Origin of the sequence: Streptosporangium sp. H16 (assembly GCF_051918855.1) — a bacterium.
Classification (GTDB): domain Bacteria; phylum Actinomycetota; class Actinomycetes; order Streptosporangiales; family Streptosporangiaceae; genus Streptosporangium.
Genome location: NZ_JBPXMD010000008.1, coordinates 156,497 through 170,246, shown reverse-complemented (window position 1 = coordinate 170,246; position 13,750 = coordinate 156,497). Strand labels below are relative to the sequence as shown.

The 13,750-nt window shown below is 70.1% G+C and carries 12 protein-coding genes; 1 reads left to right on the top strand and 11 read right to left on the bottom strand.

The features are described from left to right. Nucleotides 1-71 precede the first annotated feature (71 nt). The 4 genes from ACTOQ2_RS15945 to ACTOQ2_RS15930 form a co-directional block, all read right to left on the bottom strand. Nucleotides 72-545: a SixA phosphatase family protein gene (locus tag ACTOQ2_RS15945; protein ID WP_440067851.1), complete on the bottom strand. Its 474-nt coding sequence runs from the start codon at nt 543-545 to the stop codon at nt 72-74. Between the two features lie 194 nt (nt 546-739). Then, nucleotides 740-3,070, bottom strand: coding sequence for a sodium-translocating pyrophosphatase (locus tag ACTOQ2_RS15940; RefSeq protein ID WP_440100336.1), 2,331 nt, complete (start codon nt 3,068-3,070; stop codon nt 740-742). A gap of 580 nt (nt 3,071-3,650) precedes the next feature. Continuing rightward, on the bottom strand, nt 3,651-4,103 hold the full coding sequence (locus ACTOQ2_RS15935) for an ATP-binding protein (RefSeq protein WP_329088933.1): 453 nt from the start codon (nt 4,101-4,103) through the stop codon (nt 3,651-3,653). 2 nt (nt 4,104-4,105) lie between these two features. Next, on the bottom strand, nt 4,106-4,456 hold the full coding sequence (locus tag ACTOQ2_RS15930) for an STAS domain-containing protein (RefSeq protein WP_030916965.1): 351 nt from the start codon (nt 4,454-4,456) through the stop codon (nt 4,106-4,108). A 263-nt stretch (nt 4,457-4,719) separates the two neighbouring features. Between ACTOQ2_RS15930 and ACTOQ2_RS15925 the strand changes: the two genes are divergently transcribed. Then, nucleotides 4,720-6,963 carry a DEAD/DEAH box helicase gene (locus ACTOQ2_RS15925; protein ID WP_440100477.1) on the top strand — a complete coding sequence of 748 codons (2,244 nt, stop codon included), beginning with the start codon at nt 4,720-4,722 and terminating at the stop codon, nt 6,961-6,963. Nucleotides 6,964-6,994: 31 nt separating this feature from the next. Here ACTOQ2_RS15925 and ACTOQ2_RS15920 read toward each other — a convergent pair whose 3' ends face one another. From ACTOQ2_RS15920 to ssd, 7 genes are all read right to left on the bottom strand, one after another. Next, nucleotides 6,995-7,402 (bottom strand): Rv3654c family TadE-like protein, encoded by a 408-nt coding sequence (locus tag ACTOQ2_RS15920; RefSeq protein ID WP_440100335.1) that lies wholly within the window; start codon nt 7,400-7,402, stop codon nt 6,995-6,997. Between the two features lie 270 nt (nt 7,403-7,672). Continuing rightward, entirely contained in the window at nt 7,673-8,005 is a 333-nt protein-coding gene (locus tag ACTOQ2_RS15915; protein WP_440100334.1) for a TadE family type IV pilus minor pilin, read from the bottom strand. A 44-nt stretch (nt 8,006-8,049) separates the two neighbouring features. Beyond that, nucleotides 8,050-8,286, bottom strand: a complete 237-nt coding sequence (locus tag ACTOQ2_RS15910) for a DUF4244 domain-containing protein (protein ID WP_440100333.1) — start codon at nt 8,284-8,286, stop codon at nt 8,050-8,052. A 284-nt stretch (nt 8,287-8,570) separates the two neighbouring features. Next, nucleotides 8,571-9,503, bottom strand: coding sequence for a type II secretion system F family protein (locus ACTOQ2_RS15905; RefSeq protein ID WP_440100332.1), 933 nt, complete (start codon nt 9,501-9,503; stop codon nt 8,571-8,573). Between the two features lie 49 nt (nt 9,504-9,552). After that, a complete protein-coding gene (locus ACTOQ2_RS15900) occupies nt 9,553-10,314 on the bottom strand; it encodes a type II secretion system F family protein (protein ID WP_440100331.1) in 762 nt (253 codons plus the stop codon). After that, nucleotides 10,263-11,594, bottom strand: coding sequence for a TadA family conjugal transfer-associated ATPase (locus ACTOQ2_RS15895; protein WP_440100330.1), 1,332 nt, complete (start codon nt 11,592-11,594; stop codon nt 10,263-10,265). Before ACTOQ2_RS15895 ends, ACTOQ2_RS15900 begins: the two co-directional genes overlap by 52 nt. Continuing rightward, on the bottom strand, nt 11,591-12,637 hold the full coding sequence (gene ssd, locus ACTOQ2_RS15890) for a septum site-determining protein Ssd (protein WP_440100329.1): 1,047 nt from the start codon (nt 12,635-12,637) through the stop codon (nt 11,591-11,593). Before ssd ends, ACTOQ2_RS15895 begins: the two co-directional genes overlap by 4 nt. Nucleotides 12,638-13,750 lie beyond the last annotated feature (1,113 nt).

The following is a 13,750-nucleotide window of genomic DNA, read 5'->3' as shown; positions in this document are numbered from 1 at the left end:
CCCCTCCCGGAACCGCGCCGGGTCTCAGTGCTTCCCGAAGGCCTCGTCCCGGTGTTTCCGGAGGTTCCGTCTCAGTGCTTCTTGGGGTTCCAGCGGGCGATCCCGCGGCCGGTGTCGAGCCCGGCCCACTCGCCGTCGACCTCGATGACGGCGAACGCGCCGGGCGGGAACCCGGCGTCGCCGTCGGCGGCGGTGAGCTGCGTGACCAGCTCCTGGACCCCGGGATTGTGACCGACCAGGACCAGCGTGCCGACCTCCGGGTCGCTCCGCCGGATCAGCGTGAGCAGCTCGTCGGGGTAGGCCTCGTATATGGCCGGTTCGATCAGGATGTCCGCGCCGGGGAGCGCCAGGTCGGCGGTCTGCCGCGTCCGTACCGACGGCGAGCAGAGCACCAGGTCGGGGGTGAGGTCCATGCCGGCGAGGGCCGCGCCGACCTTGAGGGCGTCGCGCTCGCCGACCTCGGTGAGAGGACGCTCGCGGTCGGCGAGGCCGGAGGTGTGAACCGCCTTGGCGTGGCGCAGGACGACGAGCGTGCGCGCCGTCATCGCGACGCCCACATGGCCAGACCCACGATCACCGCGAACACCGCGGCCATCGCCAGCAGGATGAGGACGAGTGTCTTGCCTCCGGAGGGCTGCTGTTCCATACCGGCCAGTTTCCCACTGGGGTGGCCCGCACACGCCGAAGGGGTGCACGCGGCCCGTGCACCCCTCCGTCAAACATTTTCGTCAAACATTGCTCAGCTGGAGACCTGCTCCGGCTCCCGGTCGGAGTTGTTCTCCTCCGTCGGGGCGATGCCCGCCGAACGACGCTTGGAGATGACGACCGCGGCGACGACGATGCCCACCGCCAGCACCGTGATGCCGATGCGCAGCGCGGTGTTGTCGGCGTAGGTCACCACGGCCGGGGCGATCAGCAGCGCCACGAGGTTCATCACCTTGAGGAGCGGGTTGATCGCCGGTCCGGCGGTGTCCTTGAACGGGTCGCCGACGGTGTCACCGATGATGGTGGCCTCATGGGCCGGCGAGCCCTTGCCACCGTGGTGACCGTCCTCGACCAGCTTCTTGGCGTTGTCCCAGGCACCACCGGAGTTGGCCAGGAACACCGCCATGAGCGTGCCGCACGCGATGGCACCGGCCAGGAACGCGCCGAGCGGGGCGTACCCGAGGGCGAAACCGACGGCGATCGGGGTCAGCACGGCCAGCAGGCCGGGCGTGGCCAGCTCCCGCAGCGAGTCGCGGGTGCAGATGTCGACGACCCTGCCGTAGTCGGGCAGTTCCGTCCCCGCCATGATCCCCGGCTTGGTGCGGAACTGCTCGCGCACCTCGAAGACCACCCGCCCGGCCGCGCGGCCGACCGCCATGATCGCCAGGCCGGAGAACATGAACACCACCGCGGCGCCGATGATCAGGCCGACCAGCACGTTCGGGGAGTCGACGCTCAGGTTGAACGAGCTGAACGAGCCCAGCGCCGTCTTCACGCTCTCGGTCGCGCCGGCCAGCTGGGTCTCGACCGCCGTACGGAACGCGCCGAACAGCGCGGTGGCGGCGAGCACGGCCGTGGCGATCGCGATGCCCTTGGTGATGGCCTTGGTGGTGTTGCCGACGGCGTCCAGCGAGGTGAGCACCTGGGCACCCTCACCCTCGACGTCACCGGACATCTCGGCGATGCCCTGGGCGTTGTCGGAGACCGGACCGAAGGTGTCCATCGACACGATCACGCCGACCGTGGTCAGCAGGCCGGTTCCTGCCAGCGCCACGGCGAACAGGGCGATGGTGACGTTGCCGAAGCCCAGCAGGAAGGCCCCGTAGACGGCGGCTCCGATGATCAGCGCGGAGTAGACCGCCGACTCCAGGCCGACGCTGATGCCGGACAGGATGACCGTGGCGGGACCCGTACGGGAGCTCTCGCCGATGTCCCGCACCGGACGGCGGTTCGTCTCGGTGAAGTAGCCGGTGAGGACCTGGATGGCGCTCGCCAGTACCAGGCCGATGAGCACCGCCCCGATCGCGATCAGGCGCGGGTCCGAGGTGACCGCGGCGATCTCCGGGCTCACGTTGGTCAGCCCGGAGAAGCTGGCCGGCAGGTAGAGGTAGGCCGCGACGGCGACGAGGATCGCCGAGATGGCCGCCGAGATGAAGAAACCGCGGTTGATCGCGGCCATCGCGTTGCGGTCGCCGGCGCGCGGGGCGGTGACGAAAATGCCGATGATCGCCGTGATCACACCGATCATGGGCACGATCAGCGGGAACACCAGTCCCTCGACGCCGAAGGCCACCCGGCCCAGGATCAGGCTGGCGACCAGCATGACCGCGTAGGACTCGAACAGGTCGGCGGCCATGCCCGCGCAGTCGCCCACATTGTCGCCGACGTTGTCGGCGATGGTGGCGGCGTTGCGCGGATCGTCCTCGGGAATGCCCTGCTCGACCTTGCCGACCAGGTCGGCGCCGACGTCGGCGGCCTTGGTGAAGATGCCTCCGCCGACTCGCATGAACATGGCGAGCAGCGCGGCGCCGAAGCCGAAGCCCTCCAGCACGGCCGGGGCGTCGCCCTGATAGATGATCACCACCACGGCCGCGCCGAGGAGGCCGAGGCCAACAGTGATCATTCCGGCCACGCCGCCGGTGCGGAAGGCGATCCGCATGGCGATCTTCTCGCCGGACGCGCGGGCCGCGGCGGCGACGCGGACGTTGCCGCGGACCGCCAGCCACATGCCGATGAATCCGGTCAGCGAGGAGAACAGCGCGCCGACGACGAAGAAAGCCGATCTGCCGATCCTCACGCTGGTCGTCTCGGCCGGGAGAAGATACAGCAGGAACGGGATCAGAATGACGAACAACGCGAGCGTCCGGAACTGCCGCGTAAGGTACGCGGAAGCCCCTTCCTGGACGGCTCGCGCGATGTTCTGCATACGTTCGGTGCCTTGGTCGGCGGCCAGCACCTCCCGCACCAATGTGCCGGCGACGGCGAGTGCGAGCAGGGCGACGGCGGCGACCACGATCACGATGGTGAAGTGGTGACCACTCAGGGATACCGCTGGCTCTGCAGCGGCGAGATGGAGCACAGACATCCGAGTCTCCTTGGCAAGACGGGAACACGTCCTGCCCGGAGTGCGCTGCGGTGAGATTAGGCGGCTGAAGCGGCGCACATCCGGGATGGTTGGCAGTGCCGCTTCCAGTTGCAGACCCCCACGGAGGGCGGCTCGCGTGCGGGCCGCTCCGAAGGATAAACCTTGGCCGGTTCCGGGAGTCTACGCAGCGACGACGCGGATATGAAGCCTCCGCCCACGCCCATTTGGCGACACGACCAGCGCCTCTTGACGACCGACCTGCTTATGAGGTCATTTCACCCGTCACACCTGTCCCGCCCACCCCTATTTCTTCCTAGTTTCGGACAAGAAACATCTAAATTAAGTTTAGGCCGAAATTGAGATCCACGCCCCGAACCACCGGGCGCTCTCACAGGAACGCCCTCTTCACGGGGACACCATCGGCGGATCCTCTGCCCGCACCACGTCCTGCGGGGCCACTCGATGGGGACACCATCGGCGCGGATCCTCTACCCGGACCACACCCCGCGGGGCCACTCGACCCTCAACGAACAACCGGGCGTGCCCGTACGGACACGCCCGGTCGCCGAAGTCTTCTCTGTCAGACCGGAGACATTCCGTTCGTCGCCGCCGGCCAGCTCATGCGAATGCACATGCCCTTCTGGCTCGGATAGACCTGAACGTCGTCGGCCAGCCCCGCGATGACCGCGATGCCGAAGCCGGCCATCAGGTCATCGGGAAGCTGCCCGAACGGATCGTCGAACCCCAGAAGGGCGCGATCATGCTCCAGCTCGTCGCTATCACTGGGGGCGGAGTCGGTGACTGTCACCTCGAAACGCCCTAAGTCATCACGTAGCTCGATCCGGATCGGCTCCCCCGGGCAGTGGAGGCGATGTGCCTCCACGGCCCGCGAGCATGCCTCACCGACAGCAAGCCTTACCTCGTCCAGCAGCGACTCCTGCACGCCGGTGCGCCTGGCAATGGCCGTGGCGACCAGACGTGCCGTCCGCACATGCGCGGGGAGAGCGCTGAACGTCAGCTCGACGGTAGCCACGACTACTTGTCTCGACCGTGAGCTTCCTTGGCCTCGTCGACCGAGGCGTAGATCCCGAAGACCTTTGTCAGCCCGGTGATCCGGAAAATCTTCAGGATGCGCTCCTGGGTGCAGACAAGCTCCAGTGAGCCATCGTGCGCCCTAACTCGCTTGAGCCCGCCGACCAGGACACCAAGGCCCGTGGAGTCAAGGAAGTCGACCTTCTCCATGTTGACGAGCAGGTGGAAATTCCCCTTGTTGACCAGGTCGATCAGGAGCTCACGCAATCTGGGCGCGGTGTAGACATCGATCTCACCCTCGACCTCAACGATGGTGAGACGGTCCTCGGAATGGTGGTCCAACTTCAGATCCACAGATCCTCCAGCGCCTTGCCTGCGAAAGTACCGATTCGGGCGTGCCCTCCTGGGACCGGGTGGCCCCCGGACGACAAGCCCCGACGCGCGGCATTCAACCATGCGTACGCTCAGTGTCTATACGAAATCACGATTCCCGGCGACTCTGCCCACAGATGTGAGACTGGAAACCAGTGACCCCGCCCTCATCCTCGCCCCTCAGCGCGGGCACCGCCCTCAGCCGTCTTCTCGACGTTCCCGCACGTCATGGGCGTGTCACCCATGTGGAGCGCGTTCCCGCACGTCAGGCCGGTGAGACCCGCTGGCCGGACTGGGTCGACCAGCGGCTGGTTACGCGCTGGGCGAACCACGGTATTTCCGGTCTGTGGCCACATCAGGCCGAGGCCGCGGACCTGATCCACCGTGGCCAAAACGTGATCATTTCCACAGGGACCGCGTCGGGCAAATCCCTTTCTTACCTGGTCCCGGCGCTCTCCTCGACGCTCGACGGCGGCACGGTCCTCTATCTGTCGCCCAGCAAGGCGCTGGCCGCCGACCAGCTTCGCGCGCTGCGCGAGCTCGATCCTCCCGGCCTCAGGGCCGCCACCTATGACGGCGACACCTCCTTCGAGGAGAGGGTCTGGGTGCGCAAGCACGCCAACTACGTCCTCACCAACCCGGACATGCTCCATCGCGGCCTGCTGCCCCGTCACGCTCAGTGGTCGCTCTTCTGGCGGCGGCTGCGGATGGTCGTCGTGGACGAGTGCCACGGCTATCGGGGCGTGTTCGGCTCGCATGTCGCGCAGATCCTGCGCCGCCTGCGCCGCATCTGTGCCCGCTACGGCTCCAGCCCGACCTTCCTGCTCTCCTCGGCGACGGCCAGCGAGCCCGGAATCTTCGCGAGGCGCCTGACAGGCCTCCAGATGGCCGAGGTGACCGCGGACGCCTCTCCCCGGGGCGCGACCACCTTCGCACTGTGGGAGCCACCCCTGACCGACCTGCGCGGCGAGGGCGGGGCCCCGGTCCGCCGCCCGGCAACCGCCGAGAGCGCGGACATCCTGGCCGACCTCGTCGCCTCCGACGTGCGGACCCTGGCCTTCGTCCGCTCCCGCCGGGCCGCCGAGACCGTGGCCCTCACCACGCGGGCCAAACTCCAGGACCTCATCGCCGACGGGGAGGCGCCCGCGGACCTGTCCGGCAAGGTGGCGGCCTACCGGGCGGGATACCTGGCCGAAGATCGCAGGGGTTTGGAAAGGGCACTGCGCTCCGGCGAACTGCTCGGCCTGGCGACGACCAACGCGCTGGAACTCGGCGTCGACATCTCCGGGCTGGACGCCGTGCTCATCGCGGGGTGGCCGGGAACCCGCGCCTCCCTCTGGCAGCAGGCCGGGCGGGCCGGGCGGGACGGGCAGGACGCGCTGGCGGTGCTGATCGCCAGGGACGACCCCCTGGACACCTATCTCGTTCACCATCCGGAGGCCCTGTTCGGCCGTCCCGTGGAGTCGATCGTGCTCGACCCCGGCAATCCGTACGTGCTGGGGCCCCATCTGTGCGCGGCGGCGGCCGAGATCCCGCTGACCCACGACGAGCTGGACATCTTCGGCCCGACCACCAAGGAGGTCCTCGCGGACCTGGTCGGGAACGGCCTGCTCAGGGAACGTTCCGCAGGCTGGTTCTGGACCAGCCGGAGACGCGCCACCGACCTCGCCGACATCCGGGGAGCGGGCGCCGCGCCCGTTCACGTCGTCGAGATGTCCACCGGGCGGCTGCTCGGCACCGTGGACGAGCCCTCGGCCCACTCGACCGTGCACACCGGCGCCGTCTACGTGCACCAGGGAGAGACGTTCCTGGTGGCCGAACTCGATCTGGAGGCGGGGGTCGCGCTGGTCGAGGCCGGAACTCCCGACTACACGACCTTCGCCAGGGACGTCACCGACATCTCGGTCATCGAGTCCCTTCGCTCGCACCCCCTCGGGCAGGGAGAGCTCCATTTCGGCGCGGTCGAGGTGACGAGCCAGGTGGTGGCCTATCTCAAGCGCCGGGCCCAGAGCGGCGAGCTCATGGGGGACGAACCCCTCGATCTGCCCCCGCGCACGCTGCGGACCCGCGCCGTCTGGTGGACGCTGCCCATCTCGGCGATCGTTCCCCTCGCCGAGGAGGGCGTGGACCTCGGCGGTGCCGCGCACGCGGCCGAACACGCCTCCATCGGCCTGCTGCCGCTCTTCGCGACCTGCGACCGCTGGGACATCGGGGGTGTCTCCACAGAACTCCATCCCGACACCGGGCTGCTGACCGTCTTCGTCTACGACGGCCACGAGGGCGGCGCCGGTTTCGCCGAACGTGGCTACGCCCGCGCGCGCGACTGGCTCACGGCCACCCGCGAGGCCATCGCCTCCTGCGAGTGCGAACGCGGCTGCCCGTCGTGCATCCAGTCTCCCAAGTGCGGCAACGGCAACGAACCCCTCGACAAGGCCGGAGCCCTCCGGCTTCTCGCCGTCCTGCTCTCCCAGGACGAGCCGCGAACGTGACGGCCCGGTTTCATCTCTCATCAGACCGCCGTCAAGGGCCGGGATCAGCGATGTGCACGGGGCCCGCACGCGCCCTGGCGGTGATCGCCACCGGCCCCTTCAGGGGCAGGGACACCTCCATGGTCACCTCGATGTCCGCGATGCCGCCGTCACGGAGAGAGCAGCGAGTGACCCTGGCCTCGTTGTCCACGGCGAGCGAGGAGGCCCTTGCGCAGCTTCGGCCGGGATCCGCGAAGGCCAGCCGGGCGGCGGCGAGCGCGCTCAGGTCGGCGGCGCTCTGTGCCCGGTGGCGCGTGACCCTGGCCACACCCGCGAACACGACCGCCGCCGCGACCGCGAAGACCAGCGCCATGAGCCCGACCGTCCAGATCGTCGCCGACCCTCGCTGCGCGCTCTCTCCGCTCATCCCCGTACCGGCCTCTCGCCTTGCCGCGGACACGTCCCCTCCTCTTCTCTCCCGGCCTGGTTTCTCGGTTTCTCGGTTTCCCGGTCGGCACACGGCTCTGGTCGACGCCTGACGCGCGCCGCCGCCACGGGAATGGCCGGCCGGGGGTGACCGTGGTGTGACCCCTGCGAAACCGGCCACGAGCCATGCCCTACCGCTCCGGTCCCGGTCCCGGTCCCTGCCACGGCCCACCCCTCCAGCTCCGGTCCCGACCACGAACCACGGCCCACCCCTCCATCCCCGGTCCCGAGCACGAGCCACGACCTATCGCTCCAGCCCCGGCTCGGTGACGGACACGGCGGTCGCGTGAACGGTCACGCTCGGGAGCGAGGTGCCCCAGCGAGGCCTGACGTCCACGGACACCTCCACCCGCACCGTCTCCGCACTCCGGGTCACCGTGACCAGGGCGCCCGCCGGAACCATCGACAGGACGCCGCCTCGGACCCGCTCAAGCGGTTCGCCGCGCGAGGCGGCCCGAGCCCCGGCCCGCGCGGCGTCCACACACTCCAGTCGCGCCTCGACCGCCGCCACGGCCCACAGCCCTGCTCCCAGCACGACCATGAGGGCAGGTAGCGCAGCGGCCGTCTCCGCGGTCACCGAACCCCTCGACCGGCGAGAGGAGGTCACCGACGCCGGGAGGATCATCCGGCCACGTTGAGCGCTCGGTTGATCAAAGCTGTGATCATCTGCTGGACATCGGAACTCGTCACCACCTTGAAGAGGAGGGCGGCGAAAGCACAGGCGGCGATCGTTCCGACCGCGTACTCGGCCGTGGACATGCCTCGGTCACGGTGCGCACCGGTGGTCAGCAGTGCCCACCGGGCACGCGGCCACCGCGACCAGTCGCGCCGCGCGTGAACGGCACTGGTTCGAGCCATCTGCTCCTCCTGGAGATCTCCACCGGACCCACCGCCCGGCATCGGTGACGCCAGGGTTCTCCATACGCCCGCGGCCCCGTGGGCTCGAACTGCATTCTGTGGAGAACCTCGGGTTGTCCACAGGCCAGGAGCAGAGAATGTCGGCGAAAAGCATGAAACGACCCTCTTCGAACGAAGAGAGCCGTTTCAGGGGCCAGATGGGGAAATTTCCAGAGCTCTGTCCACAGGAATCGTCGTTTTCCTGTGGATAACCCTGCCCTGTCGGGGAAAACCTTGTGGATAACTCAGGGAAGCAGCACCTCACCGGCGAGACCGGCCACGACGGGGATGATTCCCAGAAGGACGAAGGCGGGGAGAAAGCACAATCCCAGGGGGGCGACGACCTGGACCCCCACCCGCTGGGCGGCTGCCGACGACGCGGCGCGAGCGGCGCGGCGGGAGTCGTCGGACAGCCTGATGAGGACATCGGCCACCGGTGCGCCGCTCAGCGCGGCCCGGCTCATGGCCCGAGCCAGAGGGGCGAGCGAGCGCTCGGAGTCCAGTGCCTGCCAGGCGCTCTCCGGCGCCGCTCCCAGTCTCAGCCGGCCACTCACCCAGGCCAGCCTCTCGCCCAGCGGCCCGCCGATCGCCTCCACCGTCACGTCGATGGCTCCGATGATCGGCTGGCCGGCGCGCAGGCAGGCGACCATGAGATCGGCCGCCAGTGGCAGATCCGCCGTCACCCTCCGGCGTTCCCCGCGCAGTTCGGGGGGCTCCCGCCTTCGCAGGACCACCAGCGCGATCCCGAAACCGGCGACACCCGCGACCGCCCCCGCCAGGCCCCCCACGGCCAGGAACGCCGCCAGCCCGGGAGCGACGGCGGCCGCGACCTCACCCCGCCCCGGCCGCCGTCGCCCCACCGGCCCACAAGCCGGTCCCCCGAACACATCGCGGCCCCTCCTCCCGGCCGTGCCGCGAGCCGTGCTCGCGGAGGTATCGCGAAACATGCGCGCCGGCGCGTCGCGAACCACGCGCGCGGAGGGATCGCGGGCCACCCCCACGGACAGGGAGAACGCGGACAGGGAGAACGCGGACGCTTCGACCTCCTGCGACATCTCCGGGAACCTGACCGGATGGGGTGAGCGCCGCACACGGCGGAGCCGGTCGGCGGGTTCTCTCCGGCTGCTCCACAGCCGAGCGGCGATTCCGGCGAACACCACGGCAAGCAAAATGATCACTGTCTCTCATCCTCTCTGACCTGGCCGCCTCTTTGACCTGGCCGCGCGATCATCGGCCCTGCCGGGCACGAGCGACCAGACAGTGGGTCCACCACAGCCCGCAGGCGTCGAGCGCGAGGCCGACGACCAGGCAACCGGCACCCGCCGGGCTGCCGAACAGGAAGTGCAGCGGGCGCATGCCGAGACCGGCCGCCATCAGCAGACCGAGAACGGGCAGACCCGCGAGCAGCCGGGCCGTGGCCCGGGGACCGGCGAGCTGGGCGGCGACGTCGTGACGATGGGCCTCGGCCTCTCGCAGGGAATCGGCGACACGATCGACGAGAACGGACAGACCCGCCCCGGCGGTCACGCTCACCTTCCAGCAGGCGGCCAGCCCGCGGAACGCCTCTCCTCCGTGCTCGGGCGCCACCGCCAGCAGAGCGGCGGGGACGTCGCCCCCGTCTCTCGCGGCCGCGACCAGCGGGCGCAGAGCGACGGGATCGGGAAACCCCGCCGCCCCCACGGCCCGCGCCAGCGCCTCACCCGCCGTCCGCCCCGCCGCGAGCTCCGCGGCGAGGCCCTGGCACAGCTCGATCGACGCGGCTCGCCAGGCATCCACGCGCTTGGAGGGCCGCGACCGGGCGGTGAATCTCTCGCGGAGAGAACCCGAGGCGACGGCGACCAGGCTTCGACGTCTCATCCGGCGCAGGCGGGCGGTGCCGGGATCCGCTCCCGCCCACAACCACGCCGCCAGAGCGGCGAGGACCAGGGCGGTCGCCATCATGACGCCGACCATGACACCGGCCACGACGCCGGCCACGACGCCGGCCACGACGCCGACCGTGACACCGGCTTGTCGGAGCTCGGCCGGCCGGGGACATCCGGTCGAGGCTCCCGGTGGCGATCGGGCGCGGACATCATCGGCCCCGGATCCGCGATGCCGGGTGCTCGGGCCGCGAGAGCGGGCAGGCCGGGACCGGGGATCACCTGGCCGTCCTGGGTGAAGGTGAGGGCCGCTTCGGCCTCGACCAGCCCCGAGGGGCGGCGGACCATCATGCAGATCTCGGCGACCCGGCGGCGGCCGTCGGCATGGTCACGGACCAGGTGGACGACGACGTCCAGGGCGGCGGCGATCTGGCTGTGGACCGCCTCCCTGCTGAGACCCGCCGCGCATCCCAGCGCTTCCAGGCGGGGTGGCACATCGGTCGCGGTGTTGGCGTGCAAGGTGCCGCAACCTCCCTCGTGCCCGGTGTTCAAAGCGCTGAGAAGGTCGACGACTTCGGCCCCCCTGACCTCTCCGACGACAAGCCGGTCGGGGCGCATCCGCAAGGCCTGGCGGACGAGGTCGCGCAGGCCGACACCACCGGCGCCCTCGAGGTTGGCCGGGCGCGACTCCAGACGGACGACGTGGGGATGAAGCGGTCTCAGCTCCGCGGAGTCCTCGACCAGCAGCAGCCTCTCCCCGGGGTGGGCGAGGGAGAGCAGGGCGGAGAGCATGGTCGTCTTGCCCGTACCCGTGCCGCCCGTGACCAGGAAGGCGAGCCTCGACTCGATCACCGCGGTCAGAACGGCGACGCTGCCGGCCCCGATCGCGCCCGCTTCGACCAGGTCGGGAAGGGTGAAGGTGCGTCTGGGCGGGAGCCGCAGGGAGAGGCAGGTGCCGTTGGGCGCCACGGGTGGAAGGACGGCGTGGAGCCGGACGCCTCCGGCGAGGCGGGCGTCGACGTACGGGCACGCGTCGTCGAGGCGCCTGCCCGCCGCGGAGGCGAGTCGCTGCGCGAGCCGCCGGAGAGCGTCTTCGCCCGGGAAGACGATCGAGGTCAGGCGCAGCCCGCTGCCGTCGTCGACCCACACCTCGCGCGGGCCGTTCACCAGCACGTCGGTGACCTCGGCCTCGGCCAGCAACGGCTCCAGCGGACCCGCCCCGATGAGATCGGCGCACAGGACCCGGGCCACCGCCAGGATCTCCGCGTCGCCGAGCATCGCCCGCTCGGCCCGCAGGGCGACCGTGACGTGCGCGGCGCTGGGCTCGACACCTGTCCTGGCCAGCCGTACGCGGACCGCCTCCACCAGCTCCGGCGAGACCGTCACGGCGCTCTCGGCCCGCTTCACGCGTCCGGTCCGAACAGCTCGTGCAGGAACGCGGCGCAGAACCGGCCGAGAGAGGTGCGGCGGCCGAGTGGGGGAACGTCGCCCCGATCGAGCGCGGCGGCGAGACGTGGCTGGTCGGGGAGGCTGCCGCCGTACGGGATGCCGAGCGAGGTCGCCACCACGTCGCCGTTCAGGACCCCGCTGCGCACGACGGCCCGCACCTCGCCCGTGTGCCCGCACAGCCCGGCGAGCACCTGGGCCGCGGCGAGCACGCCACGCACGTCGGCGGTGACGACCAGGAGGGTCGTGGCGGCTCGTCCGAGTGCCTCCACCGCGGCCTGGTCGAGGTGGCGCGGCAGGTCGACGACCACCAGGTCGAAGCCCCTGCGGCCCGCCTCGAGGACCGAGCGCATCGCCTCGGCCGGGATCGGGTCGGCCTTGCCCCGGTCGAAGGAGAGCAACGTCAGCCCGCCGTAGGTCGGCAGGGCCGCCTGGAGCGCGGTGTAGCTGACCCTGCCCTCACGGGCGACCAGGTCGGACCAGCGCGCTCCGTCGGACTCCTCCTGCCCGAGCAGGAGGTCCAGACCTCCGCCGAGGGGGTCGGCGTCGACGAGGAGGGTGCGGACGCGCTGCCGGGACGCGGCCAGTGCCAGCGAACCCGCCAGGACGCTGGCTCCCGCTCCTCCCCGCCCGCCCGCGACACACACCACGGATCCGGGTCTCGCGGGCGGCTCGACGGCGTCGGCGAACTCGTCGGCCAGCCGCCGCTCCGCGGCGGGCAACTCCAACACGCCCTGGGCTCCGACCGCGACGCACCTGCGCCATGTGTCGGGATCCTCGGAGGCACGGGTGGCCAGGAAGACGCGGGGGCGAGGTGGCGGACCGGTCGCGGCCAGGGCGTCGGCCACGTCGCCACCGATGACGACCAGCGGGGCGCGGTTCCAGTAGGGCCGGGCGTGCGCGGGCACGTGGGCGACATCGAGCTCGGCTCCGGCCGCGGCGGCGACACGGAGCAGGTCGTCGAGCAGATCGTGGTCTTCGGTGATGACCAGCGGGCGGTCCACGGATGCCTCCCTGAGGTGCGGGAGCCCCACTCTCCGTGACGACCGCCCCTCCTCGGGATACCGAACGCCGCACTGTGGACAACCGGCCGCCCACAGCGCGTCCTGTGGAAAACCCGCGGCCGGTACGTCCACGCGCACACCCGTACGCACAGGAGCGTCCACCTATAAGCCTGTACGAGCTAGAACACCCATATAAGGCCGTATCCGGAAGGGGAGAGTCCGTCACCGGAAGGCGAAGGGGCGTACCGAGGAGGCCACCGCGCCGGGAACGAGACAGGGAAGGCGTGCCGCCCGGACAGAGAGCGGCCGGAGAAACCGGGCAGAGGGCGACCGGAAAAAGGGGCGACCCCCGCCGGGGGGGAGAGCGGGGGTCGCCAACCGGTCCGGCTCTGGGGGGGTAGAGCCGGTCCCGTTTCAGAAGAAAGCTTTCAACAGCTGCCAGAGCATGGCGAGGGGAGTGCGATGCAACCCATGCGCAGTTACTCCGGTTTGGGGAGATACCACCTCATGCTGCCCGATCAACTCAAGCTTCGTCGAGGAGTAATCCCCGATTTCCACTACTTTTTTTAATGTAACGGTCCAGTCTCTGGATACGGCCCTGCCGAGACGCGCTCTGCGCGCGGGCGGGCGACGGTGACACTCAGTGATCATCGTCAGGGTGTCCGACCATCCGCCGGGCGCCATACCGCCCAGGCCTCTCGGAGGATAAAACGGGATAACAGATGGTTCGTCCATTAATGTCCCCCGATCCGTAAAGGTCTTGCCCCTAGGGGTTCCCATCAGCGCGGATCGGACGTACAAAGGTTTCACGGACCACTTGTCCGGGCACGGCCGCCGAGTACCCACGCGCCGTCAGCCGCGGGAGGCGCGCTCGAGCGGGCTTGTCCCGCTCCAGCGATTATCAGGTGCACGCTTGGTAACCCGGTAGGAACGTGTCGGCGACGGCGCCCCACACCAGGGGCGCCGTCGGTTTGTGAGGACGGCCACTCGGGATGTCCGTAATCAGTGACGTTCGGTGATCGAACACGCGGCCGACCGTCACCCAGAGGCACGAGCAACGTCAGCCGCGTCCCAGGGGCACGAGCGAGATCAGCCGTCGCCCAGGGACGCGGG